At 44.2% G+C, this 26,973-nt stretch carries 23 protein-coding genes; 12 read left to right on the top strand and 11 right to left on the bottom strand.

The features are described from left to right. Positions 1–157: 157 nt before the first annotated feature. From NKI27_RS07470 to NKI27_RS07490, 5 genes are all read left to right on the top strand, one after another. Positions 158–397: a glutaredoxin family protein gene (locus tag NKI27_RS07470; RefSeq protein WP_265049045.1), complete on the top strand. Its 240-nt coding sequence runs from the start codon at positions 158–160 to the stop codon at positions 395–397. Between the two features lie 47 nt (positions 398–444). After that, positions 445–1,221: a peroxide stress protein YaaA gene (gene yaaA, locus NKI27_RS07475; protein WP_265049046.1), complete on the top strand. Its 777-nt coding sequence runs from the start codon at positions 445–447 to the stop codon at positions 1,219–1,221. Positions 1,222–1,682: 461 nt separating this feature from the next. Next, the gene (locus tag NKI27_RS07480; protein ID WP_265049047.1) at positions 1,683–1,871 is read left to right on the top strand and encodes a DUF4160 domain-containing protein; all 189 of its coding nucleotides are present in this window, start codon (positions 1,683–1,685) and stop codon (positions 1,869–1,871) included. A gap of 28 nt (positions 1,872–1,899) precedes the next feature. Continuing rightward, positions 1,900–2,145 (top strand): DUF2442 domain-containing protein, encoded by a 246-nt coding sequence (locus tag NKI27_RS07485; protein WP_265049048.1) that lies wholly within the window; start codon positions 1,900–1,902, stop codon positions 2,143–2,145. Positions 2,146–2,328: 183 nt separating this feature from the next. Next, complete coding sequence (locus NKI27_RS07490; protein ID WP_265049049.1) at positions 2,329–2,529, top strand: DUF2788 domain-containing protein; 201 nt, start codon at positions 2,329–2,331, stop codon at positions 2,527–2,529. A 78-nt stretch (positions 2,530–2,607) separates the two neighbouring features. On the opposite strand, the gene NKI27_RS07495 is transcribed toward NKI27_RS07490, so the two are convergent. Genes NKI27_RS07495 through NKI27_RS07520 form a run of 6 tightly spaced genes read right to left on the bottom strand, consistent with a single transcriptional unit; the run spans position 2,608 to position 9,959 of the window. Then, the gene (locus NKI27_RS07495; RefSeq protein ID WP_265049050.1) at positions 2,608–4,422 is read right to left on the bottom strand and encodes a BatD family protein; all 1,815 of its coding nucleotides are present in this window, start codon (positions 4,420–4,422) and stop codon (positions 2,608–2,610) included. Further along, positions 4,416–6,365 carry a VWA domain-containing protein gene (locus tag NKI27_RS07500; RefSeq protein WP_265049051.1) on the bottom strand — a complete coding sequence of 650 codons (1,950 nt, stop codon included), beginning with the start codon at positions 6,363–6,365 and terminating at the stop codon, positions 4,416–4,418. The genes NKI27_RS07495 and NKI27_RS07500 overlap by 7 nt, the downstream gene beginning before the upstream one ends. A 3-nt stretch (positions 6,366–6,368) precedes the next feature. Continuing rightward, positions 6,369–7,391 carry a vWA domain-containing protein gene (locus NKI27_RS07505; RefSeq protein ID WP_265049052.1) on the bottom strand — a complete coding sequence of 341 codons (1,023 nt, stop codon included), beginning with the start codon at positions 7,389–7,391 and terminating at the stop codon, positions 6,369–6,371. Beyond that, positions 7,391–7,879 (bottom strand): DUF4381 domain-containing protein, encoded by a 489-nt coding sequence (locus NKI27_RS07510; RefSeq protein WP_265049053.1) that lies wholly within the window; start codon positions 7,877–7,879, stop codon positions 7,391–7,393. Before NKI27_RS07510 ends, NKI27_RS07505 begins: the two co-directional genes overlap by 1 nt. 47 nt (positions 7,880–7,926) lie before the next feature. Continuing rightward, the gene (locus NKI27_RS07515) at positions 7,927–8,919 is read right to left on the bottom strand and encodes a DUF58 domain-containing protein (protein ID WP_265049054.1); all 993 of its coding nucleotides are present in this window, start codon (positions 8,917–8,919) and stop codon (positions 7,927–7,929) included. 20 nt (positions 8,920–8,939) lie between these two features. Then, positions 8,940–9,959 carry an AAA family ATPase gene (locus NKI27_RS07520; protein WP_265049055.1) on the bottom strand — a complete coding sequence of 340 codons (1,020 nt, stop codon included), beginning with the start codon at positions 9,957–9,959 and terminating at the stop codon, positions 8,940–8,942. 275 nt (positions 9,960–10,234) lie between these two features. Between NKI27_RS07520 and NKI27_RS07525 the strand changes: the two genes are divergently transcribed. Then, the gene (locus NKI27_RS07525) at positions 10,235–15,091 is read left to right on the top strand and encodes an NAD-glutamate dehydrogenase (RefSeq protein WP_265049056.1); all 4,857 of its coding nucleotides are present in this window, start codon (positions 10,235–10,237) and stop codon (positions 15,089–15,091) included. 117 nt (positions 15,092–15,208) lie between these two features. Here the strand turns inward: NKI27_RS07525 and NKI27_RS07530 are convergent, their stop codons facing one another. From NKI27_RS07530 to xseA, 4 genes are all read right to left on the bottom strand, one after another. Further along, positions 15,209–15,430, bottom strand: a complete 222-nt coding sequence (locus NKI27_RS07530) for a DUF2835 domain-containing protein (RefSeq protein WP_265049057.1) — start codon at positions 15,428–15,430, stop codon at positions 15,209–15,211. 18 nt (positions 15,431–15,448) lie between these two features. Further along, entirely contained in the window at positions 15,449–16,027 is a 579-nt protein-coding gene (locus NKI27_RS07535; protein WP_265049058.1) for a lytic transglycosylase domain-containing protein, read from the bottom strand. Between the two features lie 52 nt (positions 16,028–16,079). After that, positions 16,080–17,810 (bottom strand): proline--tRNA ligase, encoded by a 1,731-nt coding sequence (locus NKI27_RS07540; RefSeq protein WP_265049059.1) that lies wholly within the window; start codon positions 17,808–17,810, stop codon positions 16,080–16,082. Positions 17,811–17,997: 187 nt separating this feature from the next. Beyond that, a complete protein-coding gene (gene xseA, locus NKI27_RS07545; protein ID WP_265049060.1) occupies positions 17,998–19,362 on the bottom strand; it encodes an exodeoxyribonuclease VII large subunit in 1,365 nt (454 codons plus the stop codon). Between the two features lie 81 nt (positions 19,363–19,443). On the opposite strand from xseA, the gene guaB reads away from it, so the two are divergent. From guaB to NKI27_RS07575, 6 genes are all read left to right on the top strand, one after another. Beyond that, positions 19,444–20,913 (top strand): IMP dehydrogenase, encoded by a 1,470-nt coding sequence (guaB, locus tag NKI27_RS07550; RefSeq protein ID WP_265049061.1) that lies wholly within the window; start codon positions 19,444–19,446, stop codon positions 20,911–20,913. Between the two features lie 115 nt (positions 20,914–21,028). After that, a complete protein-coding gene (gene guaA, locus NKI27_RS07555) occupies positions 21,029–22,606 on the top strand; it encodes a glutamine-hydrolyzing GMP synthase (RefSeq protein ID WP_265049062.1) in 1,578 nt (525 codons plus the stop codon). 105 nt (positions 22,607–22,711) lie between these two features. Next, positions 22,712–23,221 carry a tRNA adenosine(34) deaminase TadA gene (tadA, locus tag NKI27_RS07560; protein WP_265049063.1) on the top strand — a complete coding sequence of 170 codons (510 nt, stop codon included), beginning with the start codon at positions 22,712–22,714 and terminating at the stop codon, positions 23,219–23,221. A gap of 23 nt (positions 23,222–23,244) precedes the next feature. Then, positions 23,245–24,237: a UDP-glucose 4-epimerase GalE gene (gene galE, locus NKI27_RS07565; RefSeq protein WP_265049064.1), complete on the top strand. Its 993-nt coding sequence runs from the start codon at positions 23,245–23,247 to the stop codon at positions 24,235–24,237. 54 nt (positions 24,238–24,291) lie between these two features. Further along, complete coding sequence (locus tag NKI27_RS07570) at positions 24,292–25,632, top strand: UDP-glucose dehydrogenase family protein (RefSeq protein ID WP_265049065.1); 1,341 nt, start codon at positions 24,292–24,294, stop codon at positions 25,630–25,632. 245 nt (positions 25,633–25,877) lie between these two features. Beyond that, positions 25,878–26,306, top strand: a complete 429-nt coding sequence (locus tag NKI27_RS07575) for an HIT domain-containing protein (RefSeq protein WP_455168457.1) — start codon at positions 25,878–25,880, stop codon at positions 26,304–26,306. Here the strand turns inward: NKI27_RS07575 and fabR are convergent. Continuing rightward, positions 26,303–26,938, bottom strand: a complete 636-nt coding sequence (fabR, locus tag NKI27_RS07580; protein ID WP_265049066.1) for an HTH-type transcriptional repressor FabR — start codon at positions 26,936–26,938, stop codon at positions 26,303–26,305. The genes NKI27_RS07575 and fabR overlap by 4 nt on opposite strands. Positions 26,939–26,973 lie beyond the last annotated feature (35 nt).

Consider the following 26,973-nt stretch of genomic DNA (forward strand, 5'->3'; position numbering starts at 1 on the left):
ATTGAAGGTAACCCAAACCCCTGATTCCGCTTCGCTGCATCAAGGCTACAAGGGTGAGGCAATGAAGTTTTTGTAGCCGTGATGAAAGGAGGCACGACTGGAATCAAGGAAGAGTGTTTGAGGTTGCCTATATACACATTTACACTAGAGGTGTTCATTGATCGAACTTATTCTATACAGCACAACCGGTTGCCACCTCTGCGAACAGGCGGTCGAGGTCTTGCAGGTTGCCTTGCAAGGCGAGTGCTGTATGCTTGATGAAATTGATATTGCCAACGATGACATTTTGTTGGAACAATATGGTGTGAGAATACCTGTATTAAAGAACCCCCAAAACGGAAAAGAAATCGGCTGGCCATTTGAACCAAACGATGTTCTTTTATTGCTTGAACCTTGAACCTTGAACCTTGAACCTTGAACCTTGAACCTTGAATTAGAGCCGTCATGATTATCGTCATATCACCTGCCAAAACACTTGATTTTGAAACTCCACCCGTTACGGACACTTACTCAATCCCAAGGTTCTTAGATGACTCTTGTGAATTGGTTGAGCAGTTGAAGTTACTGGAACCCCACGATATTTCTACCTTAATGAGTATCAGTCCTAAGTTAGGAGAGCTCAATGCAGACCGCTTTCAAAGCTGGCAAATTCCGTTTACACCAGACAATGCTAAACAAGCGGTATTAGCGTTTAAAGGGGATGTGTATACGGGGTTGGACGCAGAAACTTTTTCTGAAAGTGATTTTGAGTTTGCACAGACGCACCTTCGTATTCTTTCAGGGTTATATGGGGTATTAAAACCGCTAGATCTGATTCAACCGTATCGGTTGGAAATGGGAACCAAGTTTAATAATGCGCGCGGTGCAAACCTTTACCATTTTTGGGGTTCCACGTTAACAGACAGCCTGAACCAAGAGCTAGAAGCGGATGACAATGTATTGGTTAACCTGGCCTCAAATGAATATTTTAAATCGGTAAAGGTAAAATCGCTGAATGCTCGAATGATTACACCGGTATTTAAAGATATGAAAAATGGGCAATATAAAATCATTAGTTTCTATGCCAAAAAGGCAAGGGGGTTGATGTCTGCCTATATTATTAAAAACAAAATTACCGATGTAGAAGGTATCAAAGAGTTTGATTACGAAGGTTATAGCTTTAACCCTGAAATGACAAAAGGTGATGACTGGGTGTTTACTCGGAATATTGAGGGAGCCTAACAAAAACCCTGATTCCGCTTCGCTGCATCAAGGCTACAAGGGCGCAATGGCGTTTGGGTGTAAGTCAGAGCTGCATCGAGGTTTTGTAGCCGTGATGAAAGGAAGCACGACTGGAATCAAGGAATGGTCATTGTGGAATGCAGAACCTAAACCCTGATTCCGCTGCGAGGCTGTGAAAGTATTCACCTCTGAATTCTATAACGCAAAAACGCGTACTAAATTAGACCTTTTTCGCGCCAAAGTGCCGCTCCTACACGAGATTTCGTATGTTTATTGAGCATTTGTAGGAGCGGCTCTTAGCCGCGAAGCGATGTTAAAGAATACTTCCACAGCCTCTGCGCTTCATTAAGGCTACAAGAGCGAAATGGGGCATAATGTTACTTGAATAAAACTAGGTTTATATAGCGCGTTGTTAATTGCTTCAAGTTGTGCAGGCATTACAAATTAAGTAAGCTCACATAATGCCTACTATTTTAAGAATTGGCCCCTACCGTTTCTTTTTTTATAGCAACGAAGACGGCGAGCCAGCACACATACATATACAGCGTGAGAGAATGCTTGCAAAATTTTGGTTGAAACCTGTTGCACTTGCTAGTTCAACTCGATTTTCTCCCAAAGAACTTCGCAAACTACAAATTCTCGTGTCTTAAAACCGAAAAACTTTCTTGGAGGCTTGGAATGGCTACTTTAGCAGTTGAACTCCACCCATTAGCTTGCAATGTAAACTGCACTGAAGATATTTTAAGTGTTGAATTACTAGATGGACGCACTATTACTGTACCTATTTCGTGGTTCCCTACATTACTCGAGGCTTCCCAGTCTCAAAGAGATAACTGGGAAATTCTTGGTGATGGTGAGGGTATTTATTGGCCAGATATTGATGAAGACCTGAGTGTATCCGGTCTATTAAAAGGCGTTCATTAACCTCAGTTATCAAAGCAATCAAAGGCTGCCCTTATGGGGTTTGATGTCACTGATTCGGCTTTTTATTGCTTTGATATAGGTCAAATCTTGTGAATTAAGTTTACTTATTAAGCTCGTTCCCTATAATACCCGACAAATTAAGTTAGGTATTATACTTTAGTCGCACGACAACGGGAGAGCTTTATGTCTATAGCACAATTTGAGTCCATTTCTTTAACGGTTTTAATAACCGCACTGGTTTGTTATATGGGCTATATTGTTTGGGATCTTGCTAAGCGTTCTGAAGCTGGAAAAATCGGCACAATCGCGTTGTTTGGTGCGTTAGGCTTGGGTGTAATGGGTTTTATTATTAAGACTGTATTGATAGAAGTGATTAACGTATAAATACGAAATAATCTCGCTTCAATAAAAATGCGATCTAATTTGATCGCATTTTTTGTGTCTGCACTTTAATTACACTATCTATGGGTAAAACCCCGGTAATTCTTTCTTTGTCTGACCTTCACTCTTCTTTCTTATCTTAGCCAAGCGCTTTATTAACGCATTATTATCCCATTCGGCTGTCCCTTTTTGCTTAGAGGCAGGGGAGGCGTAGTGGTCGGTTTCTGCTCTTGAAATCAACACAGAGAACGCTTCATCATCTAATAATCGATCAATGTCGGCAACGCTGTTTATGGTGGCGGTTGGCCATTTTAGTTTTGCCCATTGCACGAGATCGCCCATCATAGAGGGGGATTTCTGGCGTATGCTTTCAGATAAGGCGTTAAACGCGGTTTCTTCGTTTGACTCGGGGGCTGTTGTTGAACCTTTTTCTTGTGGGTTATTATCTGCTGTCTTTCTCTTTAGCAGAATGACTGTGGTGGCTCCCCAGCCAGCTATGAGCAGTAGGATGATAACGATATACAGCACTGAGTTATCTGAACCTGTGTCGCTTGATACTGATTCGCCATCAGATGATGCTTCAGGCTCTTTGGCTATAGTTTCAGGTGAAGAGTCAGCATAGGTTGTATCATGTTGATCCATGCCTGTTTGCGCACCTTGACTGCTGGCCGCGACGGTTAGTTCTCGTGATGGGATAATCGCTATGCGTTCTACTTGGTTGATGGTATCCCACCAAGGAATTTTTATTTCTGGCAGCGTGATTGTTCCGGCGTTGACTGCGACCATTGCGATTGAAATCGTTCTGCTCGATTCTACGCCGGCTGGGTGTTCTAGTGATTCGGTTTTGGGTTGATCGGGGTATTGTTTAAAACCGCCGTTTTCAGGCAGATTAAAAGGTGGCAATGCTGAGCCTAGTAGCCCGAGTGCATGTATTGAAATAGTACGTGTGAATGAGTCACCCACTGAGATGTTTTCAAGGGGCTTATCCCATTTTTCGTTTAAATTTAGGCTGATGGCGGGTAGCCATATCTGGCCTGTAAACTCTGACGCGGGAGGAAGCACATTAACGGTGACTGCTTCGGTGTTGTCTCTCACATGACGGCGCTTACGCATGCGAGTATCGATGATGGTGCCGTTGAATGTTTGAGGGGCGATGGTGATTTCGCCACTTTTTTGTGGAAAGATTAAAAACTTTCGTTCGATTACTTCGTAGCGTTGGTTGTAGCGCATACGGTTGTATTTTTTCTGGTCACCGACTTGCTCGATAATCGCGTTATTCAGTTCTGGGCTGCTTAACTCGCCTCCTGCTAGATTATCGGCATAATACAGCCTTAAGGTGTAGACGATTTGTTCTTGTACATAAACTTCTTGTTTATCGACTTCGGCCTCCATAAAGATCATAGGCGGTCTGCCATCATCTACGCTGGGCTTGCCTTCAAGTACTTTGATGATCACCGGTTTGGAGGTTTTTTCATTGTGCTTAATAGCGGGAACGGTCAGTTCACCCGTTCGCTTGGGCGCTAAACTGTAGACCCAAGTAATGGTGGCTTTATTGTCGCCATTAATCGACTGGATATTGTATTTCTGTTGCTGGTCAACAATAGCAAAGTCTTTTTCGAGCGAGCCGATATCGGGTGCGGGTAGCTCCATATTTCGTAGGTTGAATAGGTTGCTGAAATTCAGCTCAAGCTCTAACTGGCCGATGATAGTTAGCTCGATGGTTTCATTTTGATATATTTGCGTGCGGTCAACGCTGGCATATAGCTCATCTTCATCCGCTGCGAATAGCGGGGTTGATAATGTTGAGCAGATAACCAATACCAGCACTGAAAGGTAACGCTTAAGAAGCGATAAAGTGGCGTTCGCTAATGTCTCGTGGATAGTATAATTTACCATATTGGCTGTCCCTCTGGCTGACTCTGCTGGCCTCGTTTTTGTTGGTATTGTTGAGAAAATTTACGTCTGAGTAACCCGCCGGGGTCGTCGGGTACGCGCCTCATCCACTGCTCAAACGCCTGAGTCTCTTCATCGGTTAACTCATCTTGTTCTGCGCCTTGAGCCTGCTGCTCTTCGGCTGACTGTTGTTCAGATGGTTCAGATTTATCGGTTTGTTGAGCTTGTTTTTGTTCTTCGGCTTCTTGTTCTGACTTTTCTTGAGCTTGTTGCGCTTCAGATTGCTTATCAGCGGGGTCTTGCCCTTGCTGACCTTGGTCTGAAGGTTGGTTTTCAGATCCCTCTGATTGACTCTGTTGTTGATCCTGCGGCTCACCTTCTGAACCGCTATCTTGAGAGTCTTGTTGCTCGCTATTTTCGCCTTGTTGATCCTGACCTTGATTCTGCTGCTGATCTTGGTTTTCCTGCTGGTCTTTAGAGTCAGAATCGCCTTGCTCTGATTGCTCTGATTGCTCTGATGACTGCTGATCTTTTGGTTCTTGCTCTTCAAGAAATTTTTCGATAAGTGCTTTATTGGAGGCTGCATCGTCAAAATTAGGGTCTTGTTTTAAAACCTCATCATAAGCGGCGACGGCCTCTTCAAATTTTTGCTGCCGAGCTAAAGCGGTAGCCTGATTGTAAAGTGATGTTGTGGACGATTCTGTCTCAAACGACTGCTGGGCCTGTTCAAATTGCTTAGCTTTATATTGGGCTATACCTTTCCATTGAGGGTCTTGAAATAGCTCGGCTGCTTTTGCCGGGTCTTCGTGAACTATCTCCATGGCTTGTTGGTCAGGTGTCTTCCATAAGTCTTTCCACTCAAACGCCATGACATCGTTGGGTTGAAGCGTGAAAGACAGTAGTAGCACTAATGAAAAAGCCCCTTTTCTGTGCCCTAGTAAAACGATAGGAATAAGCAATAGTGCAAACAAGTAGCCTGCATCATGCCATTGATCGTAGAGACTGTTCTCATCGAGTGTATCGTCATTTTTGTCGTTTGTATTGATTGAATCTGAATCCGCATCGGTGATGGCTTTTAATGCTTCGATATCACTATCACTAAAGCTGATTCGTGCCATAATGCCTGAATGGTTAGCGGCGAGTTGATTGAGTCGATTAAAGTCAGTTTTAGGGATGATGACGCTTCCATTGTCTTTTAAGTAGCCACGTTCAGGGATGTTAATCGGTCCGCCTTCTTCGGTTCCGACTGCGAGAACCGAAAGAGGGAAGTGCGTTTCTTTCAATAGGCTCTCAATTTGTTGCAGGTTGTTTTCTTCGATGCCATCTGTAATGAGGAGTATCTTTCCACCGGTACCGCCCCCGTTTTTAAGGACGTTTATGGCTTGTTTTATGGCTAGATCAGGTCGGCTTCCCATAGCAGGCATAATAAAGGGGTCTAGTGGCGGCAGCATTGATTTAAGCGTGTTGGTGTCGTCGGTTAACGGGGTCACAACATAGCTATCACCGGAGTAAACGATTAACGCCGTATTGCCTTCTTTTCGTTGCTCCAGCAAATCGCGAAGTTTGTGTTTGGCACGTGTTAGTCTGTCTGGTTTTTGGTCGGACGCCAGCATGGATAGTGATAGATCTAAGACCACTGCGAGATTATCACTTTGTTGGTGTAAAGGTTGAGGTTTCTGAATCCAGGTTGGACCTGCAAGCGCTAGAATCATAATGGCGATGATGATTGCAAACCATTTCCAGTGTTGTGTGCTTTTACTGGATGAAGTTTGTTCGCCGACCATTAAATGTTGAAGTAGCTCAGGCGGAATGGCTTTATTCCAGTCAGAATCGTTGTAGGTTTGAGCTTTTGTGGATAGCCATAGCACAATCGGCACTATGATAAGTGCGAGCAACCAAAGCGGACGTAAAAAGTGGAACTGGGATGCGAGTTCGAAAAAAGACATACGTTACCCCTCCGTCTTGCGGGTTAGCGTTTGTAGTTTTGGCGCGACTAACTTAGTTAAGATAATGCCTAATAATGCTAAAAATGAGACTGCTAACGGCCAGTGAAAGTATGATCGGGTTGGGCGGTAGCTTCTGACTTCTTGCTCAATCGGTTCTAAGCGGTTGATGCCTTCGTAGATTAACTCAAGTTCGGCTGTATTTCGGGCTCTAAAAAATTGACCACCTGTGGTGTCGGCAATTTCTTGAAGGGTTTTTTCGTCAAGGTCTCTAGATGGGTTAACCGTTCTGGAGCCTAAGAAACCCCGTTGAATCATTTCTTCTGCGCCTATACCGATAGTATATATTTTGATGTTTTCTTTGGCTGCTAACTGGGCCGCTTTAATAGGCTGAATTTCACCCGCCGTGTTAGCGCCATCCGTCAGTAAAATAAGCACTCGGCTATTTTGTGGGCGGTCTCTTAGCCGTTTAACGGCTAGGGTAATCGCATCACCTATCGCAGTTGCCCGTCCTGCCATGCCCAAAAATGCCTCTTGCAGTAGTGTATTGACGGTAACGGTATCGAACGAGAGCGGCGATTGAATGTAGGGTTGTGTACCAAATAGAATCAAGCCCACTCGGTCGCCTTTACGTTGATCTACAAAGTCGCTGACTACAGACTTTACTACATCTAAGCGCGTCACTTGATAGCCTCTAAGAATCATATCTTCTTCTTTCATGCTAGGGGAAATATCAACCGCAAGCATTAAATCACGACCCGATATGGGGACCTCGATAAGCTCGCCAACATATTGAGGACGACTGACCGCAACTACTAAAGAGACCCAAGCAATGACTTTAAGCGCCTGTAATAACTTCGACTTTTTATGCTGAGTGGAGCCTTCACGGGTTAAACCAGCTGCTTCTAATTGACTGAAAAAAGGAATGCGCAGTGCTTTTGTTGGCTTTGATACGACGATCTTTTGAGGTTTAATTAATAATGGTGCGAACAGTAGTAACAGTAGCCAAGGCCATTCGAATTCTAACATTAGGCCTCCTTTATCCAGTTGTGTAGTGCGGTTAGGAGAACGGTGATTTCTGTCTGTATTTCATCATCAGCGCCCATGTTTTGTTTGTATTGACCTTCTGATAGCAGTGTTAGCTGCTCTTGACTCAAGCGATGAGAGCCCTCTATAAATGAGACTAAAAATTGGTGCCAAGCACTGCCCGTTAATGCCTTTATTGATGGGTCATTAAGCTGGTGAATAGCGATGCGCTTAATTAATTGGTTTATGAGGTGAAGCGTTTGTTGAGGGGAGCGCTCATTAATCTGTTGGCCAATCGCTGCGATTGCCTGCTTAGCGTCTTTCTTCCACGCATTCTTTTTAACGTATGAACGGATTAAATACGCCATTAATGTGATGATAAATAAGGTTGAAATGATGAGGATCCACCAGCCAGGTGCCGGCGGCCAAAGACCAATGGCGGCAGGTTCGTGTATTTCTTTTAGCTGACTCAATAGCGCTTCAGGAGTCATGTCGATTTATCCATATATAATTTCAGTAACATAATGAGCAGTCGATATTAGTTGATGAACTGCATTAGTTTTTGCACTGTATCTCGCGTTGGCTCTACCGTATCTTGCTCTATATAAGGGATACCCAATCGCGTCATTGTGGCACGTAGATGTTTATTGAATGCTTTAATATGTTCTGCATAAAGCGCTTGAGATGAGCATGCCTGAGTATCGAGTGTACGGGTGTTACTTCCGTCACTCACTGAATACGTCCCCGGCGGAGGTAGCTTCATTTCAAGTTCATCATAGTTACGCACAGCCGCCACATCATTATGTTTAGCGAGCACTTGGATGTGCTGTTCTGTCACGGCATTAAAATCGAGAAAGTCACTGAGTATAAATATCAGTGTTCCCGGCTTAGAAATTCGTTGAGCTTCGAGTAATGCATCATTAAGGGTGAATGATTGGTTATTCGAGTTCGGGCTTTTAATGGATAAGGCTTGATTAAAGTCGGCTAATACATTAATAAATCGCATCACCGCTTTTCGGCTTCTGGCTGGTTTTATTTCTTGATGGCCGCTGTCTGAAAAAACAATGCCACCAACACGGTCGCCTTTTTCTATCGCCATCCAAGCAAGCAATGCGGCTGATTGAGCGGCGCGCACAGATTTAAATGTGGTTTTGCTGCCAAAAAATTGTGAAATACTTTGATCACAGATAATTAGGATAGGGCGTTCGCGCTCTTCGTGAAAAAGCTTGGTATGCGGTTTTTGCCTGCGTGCAGTCACGCGCCAGTCGATACTTCTGACATCATCGCCAGGTTGATACAGTCGGACTTCTGAAAACTCCATGCCGCGCCCTCTAAACGGTGAGCGATGCGCACCGGCTTGCTGCCTCACTGCGCGTCTTGCGGACGGCATTGAAAGAGACATAGCCTCAAAGCGAAGCAACATCAGCGATTTAACATCACAGTACACAGACCCTGTTTTGCTTGGCTGATTTTGCTTGTTGCTATTTGACCGGTTGGCTGTAGTTTGATTCGTGCGGTTAAACAGAAACATGTCGTTGACCTTTAATGGCTTTAGGCAACAGGGACACGCTCAACAAGCGTATCGATTATCTTATCTGTTGTAATGCCTTCTGCTTCAGCCTCGAATGTAATCAGTATTCGATGTCTAAGAGTGTCATGAATGACGGCTCTAACATCATCAGGGCTGACAAAATCTTTGCCATGTAACCATGCATGCGCTTTAGCACATCGATCTAATGAAATAGTGCCTCGTGGGCTTGCACCGAAGTCGATCCAACGGTTTAGATCATCTCCATAACGCCCCGGCTCACGGGTCGCGATAATAAGTTGCACAATATATTCTTCAACGGCTTCTGCCATATACAGTTGATTAACGGTATTGCGTGCTTCAAAGATATTGGCTTGCTGTATTTTTTCGAGCTCAATTGGCGTGTTGTCTTGCTCTTTATACTCTTGCCTAGCTAACCGCAAAATAGATTTTTCTGCTTCGGCATCTGGGTAGTCAATTTTAACATGCATTAAAAATCGGTCGAGCTGAGCTTCTGGAAGAGGATATGTCCCTTCTTGCTCAATTGGGTTTTGTGTCGCCATCACTAAGAATAGGCGATCAAGCATAAAGGTTTGCTTGCCCACACTGACTTGTCGTTCAGCCATTGCCTCAAGAAGTGCTGATTGTACTTTTGCTGGCGCTCGGTTTATTTCGTCCGCTAACACCAAGTTATGAAAAATAGGCCCTTTCTGGAAATGAAACTGACCATCTTCTGGACGATAGATCTCAGTGCCGGTGACATCAGATGGTAGCAAATCAGGTGTAAACTGAATTCGTTGGAAATTACCTTCGAGCATTTTAGACAGTTCTTTAATCGCTTTGGTCTTTGCAAGCCCTGGCGCACCTTCTACTAAAAGGTGACCGTCAGCTAATAAAGCGATTAATAACCGGTCTACCAAGTGCTCCTGGCCAATAATTTGCTGGGTTAAATATTGTTTAAGCGATTTAAATGCATTTTGAGAGGGTACGGCGCTTTCTATTGGCGCAATGTTTTCAGTTTGATCAGTACTTTGAGACGTCATTGTACGAAGCTCTTTATTCTGTTGTCATTATAGTAAATAAGGTGTCAAAAAAGTTCAGATAACGTTAAGCAAGTGCGTAAAAGTCGCTGAATTAAATCGTTATTTGTATAGCCGTTACACTAATAGATCTCACTTCAATAAGCAATTTCCAAAGCATGAACTATTCTTAATATTAGCGATCTTCTAGATTGAGATAATCAGCACATAATAAAAAACGTAAATCCTACTCAGCCTTAGCTCAACTCGCTAAGGATGTTAACTTGAGGACAAGTTAGATGAACCACGTTACGACTGATTCTAAAGCTGTTTTTTTAAAGCAGTTAGCCGACACTTTTGAGGGAAAACTAGAAAAGGCGGAAGCCAAAAAGGTCATCGATTTTGTCTTCCAGTTTTTTGGCGGTTTGCCAATGGAAGAAATCACGGGTAAACGCTTTTCTGATGTTTATGGTGCCGTATTAGCGAGTTGGAAATTTATTCAGCATCATAACTTGAAACAACCCAAAATCCGGGTGTTCAACCCCGGCTTAGAAGAAGATGGTTGGCAATCTACGCATACTGTTGTTGCGGTGTTACACCAGAATATGCCGTTTTTAGTGGACTCAATTAGGATGGCGCTTAATCAGCGCGAACTGACGGTTCATACGATTCAACATGCAGTACTAGAGTCAGACCGGGATCGGGGGGGGCATTTAAAAAAATTACTGGCAAGAGACCCGAAAGCTGAGTCTGATAAGTCTGAATCTTTGATGTTCATAGAAGTTGATCGACACAACGAAACGGCTAATCTTGATGAGCTCAAGGTAGCACTCGAGACAGTGGTTAAAGAGGTTAGAGTAGCGGTATCCGACTATGAAGGGATGCGAGAAAATGCTGAAGGGTTAATTAAAGAGTTTAGTAAGCTGCCAAAATCTTTCTCCGCTGAAGATATTGCTGAAGCTGGAGAATTCATTAAATGGATGGTCGCTGATCACTTTACATTTTTGGGGTCGGTTGAATATAGCTACAAACGCGCAAACGGTGATGTCATTTTGGAGGTGGTTAAAGACTCTCAAAAAGGGATCATGAAAAGCCATACGGAGAGCCATCATCGTTTTAAGCTGGCAGATTTACCTAAGCGCACACAAGAACATATTCTAAAACCGGATATATTTACATTTGCTAAATCTTCCGAGCGCTCAAGGGTTCATCGTCCTGCTTATCCAGATTATATTTCGGTTAAAAAGTTTAATAGCAAGGGAGAGGTGGTTGGTGAGCGTCGATTCCTTGGCTTATATACGGCAAAAGTTTATAACGAACGCCCCTCTGAAATTCCATTGTTACGCCGAAAAACCGCCGATGTTATTGCGCGCTCAGGCTTGAATTTAGCGGACTATGGGGGTAAGGAACTCGATCAAATTTTATCAGTTTACCCTCGGGATGAGCTTTTTCAAATCAATAGTGATGAGCTATTTGATGTGGCGATGGGCATTTTGTATGTACAAGAGCGTCGTAAGATTCGCTTATTTATGCGCGAGGATGCTTACGGTCGATTTGTGTCCTGCTTAGTTTATGTTCCAAAAGAAATTTATGACACAGACCTCAGACGTAAAATGGAGAAGGTCTTGGTTGAGGCTGTCAACGGCATCGATATAGACTTTATTACATTTTTCTCTGAATCCGTGCTGGCTCGCACGCAGTTTAATATTCGCGTCAACCCAGAAGAAAGTCGGGAACTGAATGTGGCAGAGTTGCAGGACAAGATTATTGCGATTGCTCAATCTTGGCAAGATGGCCTAACCGAAGCGCTTTATGAAGCGCATGGAGAAGAATTGGCCAATCGATATATTCATTTATATCAGAACGCGTTTAGATCAAGCTATAAAGAAGTGTTTTCCCCTAGGCGAGCGGTAATTGATATCGACCACATCGCGGCGGTATCAGAAGGGAAGGCGCTTTCAATGAGCTTCTATCGGGCGCTCGAAGAAGACGATAAAACGATTCACTTTAAACTCTTTCATGCCAATCAACCTGTCACGTTATCTGATGTGTTGCCTATTTTTGAGAATATGGGGTTTAGAGTGATAGGAGAGCACCCCTTTGAAACAACAGATCGAACGGGAAAACGCGTTTGGATTCATGACTTTACACTCTCAACTTATTCAAATCAGGTTGTCGATATACATAAAGTCAGGGATATATTTGAGCAGTTGTTTGAGAAAGTGTGGCACGGCGAGGCTGAAAGTGATCCGTTCAACCGCCTGGTATTAGCGGCATATCTGAATTGGCGTCAAATAGCGATGCTAAGATCTTATGCTCGCTATATGAGACAGCTAAGGGTGAGTAATAGTCAGCAGTTTATTTCTAATACCTTGGTTAATAATGTCGGGCTAACAGAGAAAATTTTAGCCTTTTTTGATGCGCGCTTTTCACTCGATAAGCATGCGAGCCCTGTTAAGCGTAAAGCTGCTCAAGAGAAGATTGAAATTGACTTTAATGAAGGCTTAGATGGCGTATCAAACTTGAGCGAGGATAAGATACTTCGCTTATATATTGATCTTATCAAAGCGACATTGCGAACCAACTACTATCAGGCCTCGCCTGCAGGGCAAGATAAAACGTATATGTCGTTTAAATTAAGCCCTAAAACGATACCCAATATGCCGTTGCCTGTACCCATGTTTGAGATTTTTGTTTATTCGCCACGAATAGAAGGGGTGCATTTGCGAGGTGGAAAAGTCGCGCGGGGTGGTTTACGTTGGTCTGATCGTTATGAAGATTACCGTACAGAAGTGCTAGGGTTGGTTAAAGCGCAGCAAGTTAAAAACTCGGTTATTGTACCGGTGGGCGCAAAAGGCGGGTTTGTAGCTAAAAAGCTACCAGAGGGAGACAGAGAAGCCTTTATGAAAGAAGGTATCTCGTGTTACCAAACCTTTATTCGTGGACTATTAGATGTGACGGATAACTTGGTCGAGGGTGAATTAGTCCCCCCGAAGCAGGTTGTTAGACATGATGAAGATGATTACTACCTAGTGGTAGCGGCTGATAAGGGGACGGCTACGTTTTCAGATATTGCCAACCAGATATCAAGTGATTATAACTTTTGGCTTAGAGATGCGTTCGCGTCTGGTGGTAGTTATGGTTATGACCATAAAAAAATGGGAATTACAGCAAGAGGTGCTTGGGTATCGGTTGAGCGTTTGTTTAGAGAGATGGGCCATAATACAGCTACCACAGATTTTACGGTGGTGGGCATTGGTGATATGGCTGGTGATGTGTTTGGTAATGGGTTACTGCGTTCTAAGCATGCCAAACTGGTTGCAGCATTTAACCATATGCATATCTTTATTGACCCTAACCCAGATGCGGCCAAGAGTTATGTTGAACGAAAACGATTATTTGAATTGCCGCGCTCATCATGGGAAGACTACGACAGTAAACTGATTTCAAAAGGCGGAGGAATCTTTAATCGATCTGCTAAATCGATACCTATTAGTAATGAGATGAAAGCATTATTAGGGGTGACGAGTGACCGTATGCCTCCGAACATGTTGATCTCTCATATTTTAAAAGCGCAGGTTGATTTGATTTGGATAGGTGGCATTGGCACTTACTTTAAAGCCTCAACTGAATCCCATAGCGATGTAGGGGATAAGGCCAATGACGGCTTACGTATTGATGGTCGAGATATACGGGCTAAGATTGTGGGTGAAGGGGGCAACCTAGGCTTTACCCAATTGTCTCGTATTGAGTACAGTTTGAAAGGCGGCTGCCTGAATACTGACTTTATCGATAATGCAGGGGGCGTTGATTGCTCTGATCACGAGGTTAATATCAAAATTCTGTTAAATGAAGTTGTGGCCAATGGCGATTTAACGGAAAAGCAGCGTAATAAAATATTAGCCGAAATGACCGATGAAGTAGCAGAGTTGGTATTGAAAAATAACTACCGTCAAACGCAAGCTATTAGCATCGCAAGTTCCGAAGCGTTTCCCCGAATAGAGGAGTATCGGCGTCTTATTAACACCATGGAAGCCGCTGGCAAGCTTAACCGCTCGCTTGAGTTTTTACCTGATGAAGAGGCGATCGCAGAACGAAAAGCATTGGGTAAGGGGCTAACACGCCCTGAGCTGTCAGTGCTTATTTCGTATGTTAAAGGTGATTTAAAAGAACTGATTACCAACAGTACGTTACCTGATGATCAATGTTTGTCTGGCGAAATAGAATTAGTATTTCCAGAAAAATTGGTTAAGAGATTTGGTCAAGAAGTACATAATCACAAACTACGACGTGAAATTATCGCGACCCAAATAGCCAATGACATGGTCAACCATATGGGGATTACGTTTGTAGATCGACTAAGGCAGTCTGCAGGCTCTAGTTCAGCTGCGGTAGCGTTAGCCTATATTATCGCAAGAGATGTATTTAGGTTGGAGCACTGGTGGGAGCAGATAGAGGCGTTAGATTATAATGTTAGCAGTGCCACTCAAATCAGAATGATGAACGAGCTGATGAGGTTAATTCGTAGGGCTTGTCGTTGGCTGTTAAGAAATCGACGTAGTGAGCTAAATGTTGTTGCAAATATGGAGAAGTTTGCCAAAGGGATTCAGGATATATCGAGTAATTTGTCCAATTACCTAACGGGTGACCCTAAAGTTGAATGGGAAGAGACTTTCAATCAATTGATTGAAGAAGGTGTGCCAAAGGATCTTGCTGAGACCGTAGCTGGGGCAGGGCATCTTTACTCTGCTTTAGGGATTATTGAAGCACAAGATATGAGTAGTTCGTCTATCAGCCGTGTTGCGAATGTATATTTTGCACTGGGTGATCGCCTTGATTTAAGCTGGTTTGGACAGCAGCTTAATATTCTAGCGCCTTCAACTCACTGGCAGGCATTGGCTCGAGAAGCCTTTCGTGAAGACTTAGATTGGCAGCAGCGGGCATTGACTGTGGGTGTACTGAAAATGAGGAATGCACCGGATGACGTTGAGAAGCGTTTGGATATTTGGGTCGACTACCACCGAGACTTGATTGAACGCTGGAATGTGATGCTTTCAGAGCTGAAAACGACAACGGAGACGGAGTTTTCGATGTATTCGGTTGCCTTAAGGGAGTTGTTGGATCTAGCGCAGAGCACGGCTCACCAGGTTGAGTAGCAATGTTAATGCAGTGATATTTTGAAGATATCGCGCCAAAGTGGCACGCCTACAGGGGTGGAGGATATTCTTTCATCTCATGTAGGAGTCGCTCTCAGCTGGGGTCCTTTGGCTTTTTCAAATTACTTTAGTAATAGATACAAACTTCCCCTGATCATCAAAGTAGATATCAAACCTACCTGATATACCAAAATGGGTGACATACTTTTGAAGGATATTGGCGGGAAACTGAATTTTTCGCCCATCTAAACTTGTCGTGCTCACGGTTCGGGCGGAGCCTCGGTATACTTTGAGCCATTCGTCAGCAGATATGGTGAGGTCGATTGAAATTTTTTGCATGAAATCTATGAATATTAATTAGATGTTGTTTACAAACCAGTATTTTTCCCAGGCGGTTAAAACTTTTTCTGGGTACCAAGTTTTTCCAAGACTGCCGTTATATCTTGCTAGTGCTCTTATCAAGTCACCTTTTTCACGATCAATATAATGTTTGAGTATGGTGCAGCCATACCGTAAATTGGTATCGATGTTAGTGAGGTTGTCTGTTGGTCGGCCGATTTCATTTTTCCAGAACGGCATGACCTGCATGAGGCCTTGTGCGCCCACCCGAGAAATTGCAAATCGGTCAAAACCACTCTCAATATGAATCACTGAAAGAACAAGCTCAGGCTCTACGCCGACTTTTGTTGCTTCACCGTGGACCTTTCTTAGAAGCTGGAGTCGCTGGCTGGGGTCTTTAATGTATCGGCTTAATCGGCCTGACATATCAACTAGCCAAACCTCTGCATCAAAGCGATCTTCAAAGCTATTTGATTCATTCACATTACGCTTTAATGCCGCGCGTAACTCAGGGTCAACCGTTTGGCTTAAAGCAGAAGTAGCGAGCATCATGGCCACACATAAGGCGATTGCCGATCTCAAGCTACTTCTATTCATATTGCTATTCCAAATCGCTGCGCTGTTCGAATTCGTTGAAGTGCCGAATTCGTTAGCTTAAGGTGATTTTAGACGACAATAGGTTAACGATTTCATCACTCGCTACTTCTTGTTTGTCTGCATCTTGGCGGCCTTTATATTCGATCTTACCGCTCTCAAGCCCTCTGTCACCGATGACGATACGGTGTGGAATACCTATCAGCTCAACGTTAGCTAACATGCCCCCTAAACGCGCCTTTTCTTCATCCATTAACAATACATCGTAGCCCGCTGCGGTGAGTTCTTGATATAAATGCTCACACTTTTCAGCAACGGCTTCAGACTTATGCATATTAATTGGGATAATGGCGATATGGAACGGTGCAATTGCGTCAGGCCAGATGATGCCGTTCTCGTCATTGTTTTGCTCTATTGAGGCTGCAACTATACGAGAAACACCAATACCGTAGCATCCCATTTCCATAATTGAAGCTTTACCGTTGATATCTAATACGGTTGCATTCATTGCGGTGCTGTATTTGTTGCCTAGCTTAAATACGTGACCGACTTCGATGCCTCGTTTGATCTCAATAGTGCCTTTTCCATCAGGACTAGGGTCGCCTTCAACGACGTTACGTAGATCTGCGATTTCGCCGACAGGGCAGTCTCTTTCCCAGTTAACGCCAGTCAAGTGGATGCCTTCTTTATTCGCACCACAAACAAAGTCAGATAGATGCGCTGCGCTGCGATCAATGATGGTTCTGAGGTTTAGTGAAACAGGGCCTAAAGAACCTGTTGAGCAGCCTGTTGCTGCTTTTACTTCTTCATCAGACGCAAAGCAAAGCGGTGATGCAATGCCGTCAATTTTCTCTGCTTTAATTTCGTTTAATGTATGATCGCCACGTATTACTAGGGCCACTAACGGCGTTTGACCTTCTTCGTTTTCAACCCCTTTTACGATCAGTGTTTTAACAATGGTGTTGGCCGCAACATTGAGTAAGTTGGCGATATCGTCGATGGTTTTTTGATCAGGGGTTGCGACTTCTTGCATGTCTGCTGAAGGCGCCGCACGCTCGCCCGCAGGTGCGATAGCTTCTGCCATTTCGATGTTGGCCGAAAAATCGCTGTTTGAACTAAAGGCGATATCGTCTTCACCTGAATCAGCCAATACATGAAACTCATGTGATGCGCTGCCACCGATACTGCCTGAATCTGCCTGTACCGCTCTAAAATCTAGCCCTAGACGGGTAAATATATTGGTATAGGTCTGATACATCAGTTGATAAGTCTCATCAAGAGACGCTTGGTCGATATGAAATGAATAGGCGTCTTTCATGATGAACTCGCGTGAGCGCATGATGCCGAAGCGAGGGCGGCGCTCATCACGGAACTTTGTTTGTACTTGATAAAACGTAGCAGGCAGTGATTTGTAGCTGCTTAACTCATTACGAATAAGGTCAGTAATGACCTCTTCGTGAGTGGGGCCAACGCAGAAATCACGATTATGTCTGTCTTTTACGCGTAGCAGCTCACCGCCGTATTCCTGCCAACGCCCCGATTCTTGCCATAACTCAGCAGGCTGTATAGCGGGCATTAATAATTCTTGTGCGTCCGCTTTATCCATTTCTTCGCGAACGATATTTTCGACTTTACGGAGTACGCGCAGCCCCATGGGTAACCAAGTATAAAGACCAGAGGCAAGTTTTCTGATCATGCCTGCTCTGAGCATTAACTGATGACTGATCACTTCAGCGTCAGCAGGGGTTTCCTTGAGTGTTGCAATAAGATAACGACTAGCGCGCATAGGATTTATGTTCCATTAGAAATATATAAGGTGTTCGCTCTAAGAATATTGTGAGTCAAAGAGCGTGAATGTGCGTATTTTAAGCTGAGTAAGCCAAATCGTACAGTAGAGTTTTTGCTACTTAATCAATCGTTAGTTCGTAAGTTGATTGATCGTCAGTATTTAGCGCTTATTATGTTGAGTGTTTTTAGTCATTTGAGGGTTCAACTGAAACGACTTGGCTATGTATATAACCATCTTTTAATTGGGTCTTTAATGACTCACCTTGCGTTACAGTATTTATCGATCTGACTATGGCGCCTTGCTGGCCAGAAACAATAGCGTAACCTCGAGATATCGTCGCTAAAGGGCTTACTGCGTCCAGTGTTTGAATATTACTAACAAGTTGCTGCTGTTTTTTCTCTAGGGTGTGTTTCATTGAAAGCTGCAGTTTGTGAAATTCTTTTTTAAGTGCGGCACTGGCTGCCGTTACTTTATCTGCGGGTGACTGGCTGCGTAATCGTTGCTGTAATGAATTAACCGTTTGTTGAAGGCTCACAATATTACGGTTTTGGCTTTGGGTTAGGCGAATATTGAGTTCTTTTAATCGAGCCTGGTTTTCTTGTAGTTTTTTTCCAGGATGCTTGATATGAGAGCGAAGCCCGCTGACCTTTTGTGTTTCCATAGCAAGCTTACGGCGTATAGCATGGCTAATACGGTCCATTAGATGGTCTAGATTTTGACGCCATTCGTACTGGTCAGGGCTTAATTTTTCTGCTGCTGCAGAAGGGGTTGGGGCGCGGTAATCAGATACAAAGTCTGCAATGGTGAAATCGACTTCATGTCCAACGGCACTCACAATCGGGATTGCACTTTGGTAGATCGCTCGGGCGACGACCTCTTCATTGAACGCCCAAAGGTCTTCTAGTGAGCCGCCGCCACGGCCCACAATAATCACATCTGTTTCGTTGCGAGTGTTGGCCAGGTTTATCATCCGCGCGATTTCTTTAGCTGCCCCTTCGCCTTGAACGGCAGTAGGGTAGAGCGTTACCTTAATGTCCGGAAAGCGTCTGTTAAGCACCGTGAGGATGTCGTGCACCGCGGCACCTGTTGGCGAGGTGATCACGGCGATTGATTTAGGGTGCGAAGGCAAATGTTTTTTACTACTTTGATCAAATAAGCCTTCTGCCGCGAGCTTGGCTTTGAGTTGTTCGAATGCTCTTTGAAGATCACCAGCGCCTGCGGGTTCCATGGACTCAACAATTAATTGATAGTCGCCACGACCTTCGTAAAGGCTCACTTTGGTTCTCACGACGACTTTATCGCCTTCTTTAGGGGTAAAACGGAGTCGTTGATTTTGTCCTCTAAACATCGCACAACGAATTTGTGCTCTGTCATCTTTAAGGGTGAAATACCAGTGCCCAGAGGACGGTTTAGAAAAGCTCGTCAGCTCACCTTCTACCCAAATTTGAAGGAAGCTGGCCTCTAAAAGTTGTTTCACTTGCCTGTTTAATTCAGAAACAGTCATTGAAACTCTTTTTTTACCGGCTATTTCAAAGGAATTAGTCTGCATACACTATTGCCTGGTTTACTGTGTTGGATGACCTATATATAATTGTCGGATTCATCTTGGCAAGTTTATAAGGTTGTTCATATGCTGCGGATCGCGCAAGAAGCTCTAACATTTGACGATATTCTCCTAGTTCCCGGATATTCCGAGGTTTTACCCAAGGATGTTTCGCTTAAAACTCAAATCACCCGTGAGCTCTTTTTGAACATACCGCTGGTGTCTGCAGCAATGGATACGGTTACCGAATCGCCGCTAGCGATTGCAATGGCTCAAGAAGGTGGTATCGGTATTATTCACAAAAACATGTCGATTGAACAGCAGGCTGCGGCAGTAAGAGCTGTAAAAAAACATGAGAGCGGCGTAGTTAAGGATCCTATCACGGTTTCGCCTGACACGAGCGTTAGAGAATTGCTTGATATTACCTTCGCAAACAAAATTTCTGGTTTGCCAGTTGTTGATGGTAAAGATCTTATCGGTATTGTAACGGGGCGAGATATCCGTTTTGAAAGTCGTTTAGATACTAAAGTTTCAGAAATAATGACACCAAAAGAAAAATTGGTGACAGTGCTTGAAGGAACTGACCTTGAAACGGTTAAAAACCTTCTGCACAAATATCGTATTGAAAAAGTATTAGTGGTTAATGATGACTTCGAACTAAAAGGTCTGATGACTGTAAAAGATATTCAGAAGTCACAAGATTACCCCAATGCGTGTAAAGATGATCAAGGGCGTTTACGTGTAGGTGCGGCAGTAGGTACTGGTGCTGATACTGAAGATCGCGTGACTGCATTGGTTCAAGCGGGCGTAGATTTGGTGGTGGTTGATACCGCTCACGGACACTCTAAAGGTGTTATTGATCGTGTTCGTTGGGTTAAAAGCACTTACCCTGATGTTCAAGTAGTGGGTGGTAACATTGCAACAGCTGAAGCAGCAATCGCATTGGCTGACGCAGGTGCAGATGCCGTTAAAGTGGGTATTGGCCCTGGTTCTATTTGTACTACGCGTATTGTTGCGGGTATTGGTGTTCCACAGATTTCTGCCATTTCGAATGTAGCTGAGGCACTCAAAGATCGAGGCGTACCACTAATCGCTGATGGTGGTATTCGTTTTTCTGGTGATGTAGCTAAGGCGGTAGCGGCCGGTGCCTCTTGCATTATGATTGGTAGCCTGTTGGCAGGTACTGATGAAGCACCAGGCGAAATTGAATTGTTCCAGGGTCGAAGCTATAAAGCTTACCGTGGCATGGGATCATTAGGTGCTATGGGACAAAATCAAGGTTCAAGCGATCGTTATTTCCAGGATGCAAGTTCTGGTGTTGATAAGCTAGTGCCTGAAGGAATAGAAGGTCGTGTTGCTTGTAAGGGACCGATGACTAATATTGTGCATCAGTTGATGGGCGGGCTTCGCGCAAGTATGGGTTACACCGGAAGCCAAGACATAGAGACCATGCGTACTAAGCCTCAGTTTGTACGTATTACGTCTGCAGGCATGAAGGAAAGCCATGTGCATGATGTGACTATTACTAAGGAAGCGCCTAATTATCGTATAGGGTAATGATGGAGCTGTTGAAGATCCTGAACGATTCACAAAAAATTTGCTATTTTATTACGGGGATGAAGCATTATTGCTTCGCCCCGTTTTGCGTTTACTCAAGAGTGGTTAACTCCTTATGACTCAAAATATTCACGCTCATCGCATCTTAATTTTGGACTTTGGTTCTCAGTACACCCAGTTAATCGCAAGACGAGTGCGAGAAATCGGCGTTTATTGTGAGATTCGCGCCTTTGATATGACAGAAAGCGAGATCGCTGAATTTAACCCAAAAGGGGTTATTTTGGCTGGCGGTCCGGAGTCGGTAACAGGTGATTCAACGCCAAGAGCACCAGAGTGTGTGTTTTCTATGGGGGTGCCGGTGTTGGGTATCTGCTACGGTATGCAGACTATGGCAGAACAGTTAGGCGGAAAGGTTGCAAGCTCAGAAGAGCGTGAATTTGGCTATGCTCAAATCACTGTTCGGTCAGATAACCCGCTACTGCTTGATATTAAAGATCATGTTAGTGAGGAAGGTGACGCGTTACTTGATGTGTGGATGAGCCATGGCGATAAAGTTGTGACTCTGCCAGAAGGTTTTGAGTTGATGGCGTCTACAGAAAGTGCGCCGATTGCAGGTATGTTCAATCGTGAGAAGCACTTCTACGGTGTACAGTTTCACCCAGAAGTGACACACACGCTGCAAGGTGGTCGAATGCTTGAGCACTTCATTCTATCAATCTCTGAGTGTGAAGCGCTATGGACTCCAAGCCATATTGCTGATGACGCGATCAAAACAATTCGCGAACAGGTCGGTTCTGATCATGTATTGCTAGGCTTATCAGGTGGCGTGGATTCTTCAGTGGTAGCGGCTCTGCTTCACAAGGCGATTGGCGACCAGTTGACCTGTGTTTTCGTTGATAACGGCTTGCTTCGCTTAAACGAAGGCGATCAAGTGATGGACATGTTTGCCAAGAACATGGGCGTTAAGGTGATCCGCTCAGATTCTGCAGACCTATTCTTGTCTCGTCTTGAAGGTGTTTCTGATCCTGAGAAAAAGCGTAAAGTTATCGGTAATACCTTTATCGAAATTTTCGATCAAGAAGCGGCTAAAATAGACAATGTTCAATGGTTAGCTCAAGGTACGATCTACCCTGATGTAATTGAATCAGCGGCATCTAAAACGGGTAAAGCACATGTTATTAAGTCCCACCATAATGTAGGTGGCTTGCCAGAAGATATGAAGCTAAAGCTCGTTGAGCCTTTACGCGAACTCTTTAAAGATGAAGTAAGAAAGCTAGGCTTAGAGTTAGGTCTACCGTATGACATGGTTTACCGCCACCCATTCCCTGGGCCTGGTTTAGGTGTGCGTATCTTAGGTGAAGTGAAAAAAGAATATGCCGATATTCTGCGTCGTGCCGATGCGATCTTTATTGAAGAACTTCGTAGGGCAGACTACTACCACAAAACCAGTCAGGCGTTTGCTGTATTCCTACCTGTGAAGTCTGTGGGTGTTGTTGGGGATGCTCGTCGTTACGAATATGTTGTAGCGCTACGCGCAGTTGAAACCATCGACTTTATGACAGCACGTTGGGCGCATTTGCCTTATGAATTACTTGAGTTAGTCTCTAATAGAATCATTAATGAAATATCCGGTATTTCGAGAGTGACCTATGATATTTCCTCTAAGCCACCGGCTACGATTGAGTGGGAATAAGCGGCTAAGTTGTTGTCAACTGTGGGAATGACAGTTGAGAACGGGAATGACGGTTGAGTGTGGTGTCATTATTAGACTGTGTAGATTGTAAAAGAAGGTGAATAATTGAGCCAAGCGCTTTCAGAAGATGAGCGATGGATGCATCATGCACTTCTGCTTGCGCGTAAAGCGTATGAGCTTGGGGAAGTGCCTGTAGGTGCGGTGATTGTTCGCGATGGCCAAGTCATTGGTGAAGGTTGGAACTGCCCTATTGGTAACCATGATCCGACGGCACATGCGGAAGTGATGGCGCTTAGAGATGCGGGTACGAAAGAAAACAACTACCGCCTACCCGGTAGTGTTCTATATGTAACCATTGAGCCTTGCACGATGTGTGTAGGTGCGCTGATTCATGGGCGCGTTGATCGAGTTGTTTTTGGTGCTACTGAGCCTAAAGCCGGTGCGGTAGTGAGCCAAAACTGTTTGTTTGATCATGACTCGGTCAATACTCGAGTAGTGTACTTGGGGGGTGTTTGCGAAACAGAATGCAGGTTAATAATAAGTGATTTTTTTGCGCAGCGTAGAGCGCAGAAAAAGCGAGACAAAAAAGTTATCGAGTCGATCGATAAGCAATAAGCTAACAGCAAGGGATTAAGTTTATGAAAGTACTGGTTACGGGTGGAGCAGGGTATATTGGCAGTCATGTAGTTCGTCAATTAGGCGAAGCGGGTCATGACATTGTTGTGTACGATAATTTGTCAACCGGATACGAGTGGGCCGTTACTTTCGGAGAGTTAGTGATTGGTGATTTAGCCGATGTAGAGGCAATCGATCAATTATTTGAAAAACATCAATTTGAAGCCGTTCTGCACTTTGCCGCTCATATCGTGGTACCTGAATCAGTAGAAAACCCGCTTAAATACTACCGTAATAATACCCGTAACACACTTAACTTGCTGGGTGCTATTGAGAAGCATCAAGTCCCTTATATGGTCTTTTCTTCAACGGCGGCAGTTTATGGTATGCCAGATGAAAAAGTATTGACCGAAGATATGCCGCTTGCACCGATTAACCCCTATGGGGCGTCCAAAATGATGAGCGAGCAGATGATTAGAGATCTATCTTCAGCATCAAATCTCAAGCATGTGATCTTACGTTACTTTAACGTAGCAGGCGCTAATCTTGAGGGGCGTTTGGGTCAGGCAACACCAGAAGCAACACATCTTATCAAGGTGGCGTGTGAGTGTGCTCGTGGTGTAAGAGATGGAATGAAGGTGTTTGGCACTGATTATGAAACCCGAGATGGTACCTGTGTAAGAGACTATATTCACGTTGAGGACTTGGCTAAAGCGCATGTAATGGCATTAGATTATATGGCAAAAGGTGGTCAGTCTGATGTACTTAATTGTGGGTATGGAAGCGGGTTTACGGTAAATGAAGTTATTCGAGTGGTAAAAGAGAGCTCCGATGTTGATTTTGCGGTAGAAGAGGTGGGACGTAGAGCGGGTGACCCTGATGCGTTGATGGCCGATAACAGTAAAATTAAGCGAGTGCTTGGTTGGGAACCGGACCATAATGACCTAGAGGTTATCGTCAAGTCGGCATTAAATTGGGAAGGTTTGTGGCAAGAGAAAAAGAGCGCTAAGAAGTAAACGCTTTTTATCTGTAAATATTTGTTTGTTTTTTAGATTAAATAAGGGATTTAAATGAAGATTACTATTTTTGGTACAGGGTATGTCGGTCTGGTAACAGGAGCCTGTTTGGCAGACGTTGGCCATGATATTTTATGCATGGATGTTGATGTTAATAAAATTACTAATCTTGAGAATGGCATTATCCCTATTTTCGAGCCTGGTCTAGAGTCTGTTGTAGAAACCAACGTAAAGTCGGGAAGACTGAAGTTTACCACTGATGTTGAGAAAGCGGTTGAGCACGGCGACTTGCAGTTTATTGCTGTAGGTACACCTCCTGATGAGGATGGTTCTGCAGATTTACAATACGTGTTGGCTGTGGCTAAAAGCATTGGTCAGAACATGAATGACTATAAAGTTGTGATTGATAAATCTACTGTACCTGTAGGAACGGCAGATAAAGTGAATGCGATGATCGCAGAGCAGTTATCGTCAAGAGGAAAGCAGATTGATTTTGATGTTGTCTCTAACCCTGAGTTCCTAAAAGAAGGGGCAGCGGTTAATGACTTTATGAAGCCAGATCGCATCGTTGTAGGTGCTAATAGCGACCGTGCAAAAGACATGATTCGAGAAGCTTATGCGCCTTTTAACCGTAACCATGATCGTATGGTGTTTATGGATATCCGGTCTGCTGAATTAACTAAGTATGCGGCAAATGCCATGCTGGCTACCAAAATTAGCTTTATGAACGAGATGGCTAACTTAGCCGAGCGTCTAGGTGCTGATATTGAAGAGGTTCGTAAGGGAATAGGGTCTGACCCACGTATTGGTTATCACTTTATCTATCCAGGTTGTGGCTATGGCGGTTCTTGTTTCCCTAAAGATGTACAGGCGTTAGCGCGTACTGCAGGTCAGGTAGGGTACGATTCGGTATTGTTAAACGCCGTTGAAGCCGTTAACTATGCTCAGAAAAGTGTGTTGTTTGATAAGATTAAACACCACTTTAAGGGTGATTTGAAAGGCAAGACCGTTGCCGTTTGGGGGTTGTCATTCAAGCCTAATACAGACGATATGAGAGAAGCATCTAGCCGTGTGCTGATGGAATCTCTATGGGCAGAAGGTGCTAAGGTTCAAGCATTTGACCCTGAAGCAATGGAAGAAACTCAGCGTATTTACAACGACCAAGAAGGTTTGGTGTTATGTGGCACTAAAGAGCAAGCGCTTAGAGGTGCAGATGCGCTTGCTATTGTGACTGAGTGGAAAGAATTCCGTTCACCTGACTTTGATCTAATCAAAGAATCGTTAAGTGAAGCGGTTGTGTTTGATGGGCGTAACTTGTACGAGCCAGAAGCAATGGCGCGTAAAGGATTCACTTACTACGCAATTGGTCGTGGCTTGAATCAATTTCAGTCTTAATAGCTTGGCGTATCGCTTATGATGCTAGCTAGCGAGCAACCTGAAACAGCCGTCACTCCCGCCCACCCCAGGGCGCTCTCTCTGCTTCGCAATTCTCCTTGTGCGCGAGTATGACAAGAGGCGACTATTACAGGGTTTCAGGATAGGCACTAATTAAGCTATAGCGATATCAAGGTTTGACATAAAAGAGCTGGCTAACTAAATAGTCGGCTCTTTTTGTTTACGTGTTCGGAGGTAAGATAAATATGATGGATAACCAAGACTTTAACTTAGATGAGCGCCTTAGGAATGATACGGTAAAGCTAGCATCGTGGCCGCTATCAGATGTTTTGTTGATGAATGATAGTCAATACCCGTGGGTTATCTTGGTGCCTAGGCGTAAAGACGCCAGTGAAATCTACCAACTATCAGATGTCGATCAGAGGCAGTTGTTGCAAGAGTCGGTGTTTTTAGGGCAGCAAATAATGGCGGTATATGCAGGTCATAAGCTGAATGTTGCGGCTTTAGGGAATGTGGTTAATCAGCTGCATGTGCATCACGTTGTGCGCTTTGAGGGTGATGCCGCTTGGCCCGCGCCTGTTTGGGGAAGGCATCCGGTTGTTAAGTATTCAGCAGCTGAACTAGCTAACCAGATAAACTTATTGAGTCAGGTGGCTGAGAAAAGCTGGGATTAAGACGTTCTACCCGCTTCTCTATTTTCAGTGGTGACTATTTCGGCGCCACGAAGAATCATTCGAAGTTCTTTTTTAAGGCGGTCCTTTAGGTCTGCTTTTTCTTTGGGCAAGCAGTCGAGCGCTTCAGATCCTTGGTTAAACATAACTGTTACCATAGTGTCTGCCACTAATTGTGGGTCATCAATAGGTCTGTTTTTGAGCTCGCCAGCTCTTCTTAAGTCTTCTGATAGCTCGGTGGCGAAGTGGTTTATTTCTGCTTTGATAGCGGTTCTAAATTGAATTGAAAGCCCTGTTCTTTCTCTTAAAAGTAAGCGGAAGTGGCTAGGGTTGGATGCCAAATACTCCATAAAGGTATCAACGGAGGTGCTAATCGCGCTACCATTTTTCTCTATACGCTTGCGTGCCTGTCTCATTAGTTGTCTTAATGCGAGGCCTGCTTCATCGACTAGCGCTAGCCCAAGCTCATCAAGCTCATTAAAATGTCTATAAAATGATGTAGGCGCAATCCCTGCTTCGCGAGCGACCTCTCTTAAACTCAAATTCGCAAAACCTCTATCAGCGGTTAACTGATTTAGAGCGGCATCCATTAATGCTCTGCGAGTTTTCTGTTTTTGTTCGGCTCTTACAGACACTGCTTTTCCTCTGTCGTTAAACGGTCGTCTAATAG

Origin of the sequence: Alkalimarinus alittae, assembly GCF_026016465.1 — a bacterium.
In the GTDB taxonomy this organism is placed as follows: domain Bacteria; phylum Pseudomonadota; class Gammaproteobacteria; order Pseudomonadales; family Oleiphilaceae; genus Alkalimarinus; species Alkalimarinus alittae.

Excerpts from the sequence above, each read along its gene's own strand:
- NKI27_RS07530 (WP_265049057.1), bottom strand. The coding sequence starts at position 15,430 with ATGCAAAAAATTTCAATCGACCTCACCATATCTGCTGACGAATGGCTC.
- NKI27_RS07485 (WP_265049048.1), top strand. The coding sequence starts at position 1,900 with ATGGCTACTTTAGCAGTTGAACTCCACCCATTAGCTTGCAATGTAAAC.
- galE (WP_265049064.1), top strand. The coding sequence starts at position 23,245 with ATGAAAGTACTGGTTACGGGTGGAGCAGGGTATATTGGCAGTCATGTA.
- guaB (WP_265049061.1), top strand. The coding sequence starts at position 19,444 with ATGCTGCGGATCGCGCAAGAAGCTCTAACATTTGACGATATTCTCCTA.
- NKI27_RS07525 (WP_265049056.1), top strand. The coding sequence starts at position 10,235 with ATGAACCACGTTACGACTGATTCTAAAGCTGTTTTTTTAAAGCAGTTA.
- NKI27_RS07510 (WP_265049053.1), bottom strand. The coding sequence starts at position 7,879 with ATGACTCCTGAAGCGCTATTGAGTCAGCTAAAAGAAATACACGAACCT.
- yaaA (WP_265049046.1), top strand. The coding sequence starts at position 445 with ATGATTATCGTCATATCACCTGCCAAAACACTTGATTTTGAAACTCCA.
- NKI27_RS07570 (WP_265049065.1), top strand. The coding sequence starts at position 24,292 with ATGAAGATTACTATTTTTGGTACAGGGTATGTCGGTCTGGTAACAGGA.
- xseA (WP_265049060.1), bottom strand. The coding sequence starts at position 19,362 with ATGCAGACTAATTCCTTTGAAATAGCCGGTAAAAAAAGAGTTTCAATG.
- guaA (WP_265049062.1), top strand. The coding sequence starts at position 21,029 with ATGACTCAAAATATTCACGCTCATCGCATCTTAATTTTGGACTTTGGT.
- NKI27_RS07490 (WP_265049049.1), top strand. The coding sequence starts at position 2,329 with ATGTCTATAGCACAATTTGAGTCCATTTCTTTAACGGTTTTAATAACC.
- NKI27_RS07480 (WP_265049047.1), top strand. The coding sequence starts at position 1,683 with ATGCCTACTATTTTAAGAATTGGCCCCTACCGTTTCTTTTTTTATAGC.
- NKI27_RS07540 (WP_265049059.1), bottom strand. The coding sequence starts at position 17,810 with ATGCGCGCTAGTCGTTATCTTATTGCAACACTCAAGGAAACCCCTGCT.
- NKI27_RS07575 (WP_455168457.1), top strand. The coding sequence starts at position 25,878 with ATGATGGATAACCAAGACTTTAACTTAGATGAGCGCCTTAGGAATGAT.
- NKI27_RS07520 (WP_265049055.1), bottom strand. The coding sequence starts at position 9,959 with ATGACGTCTCAAAGTACTGATCAAACTGAAAACATTGCGCCAATAGAA.
- NKI27_RS07495 (WP_265049050.1), bottom strand. The coding sequence starts at position 4,422 with ATGGTAAATTATACTATCCACGAGACATTAGCGAACGCCACTTTATCG.
- NKI27_RS07535 (WP_265049058.1), bottom strand. The coding sequence starts at position 16,027 with ATGAATAGAAGTAGCTTGAGATCGGCAATCGCCTTATGTGTGGCCATG.
- NKI27_RS07515 (WP_265049054.1), bottom strand. The coding sequence starts at position 8,919 with ATGTTTCTGTTTAACCGCACGAATCAAACTACAGCCAACCGGTCAAAT.
- NKI27_RS07505 (WP_265049052.1), bottom strand. The coding sequence starts at position 7,391 with ATGTTAGAATTCGAATGGCCTTGGCTACTGTTACTACTGTTCGCACCA.
- NKI27_RS07500 (WP_265049051.1), bottom strand. The coding sequence starts at position 6,365 with ATGTCTTTTTTCGAACTCGCATCCCAGTTCCACTTTTTACGTCCGCTT.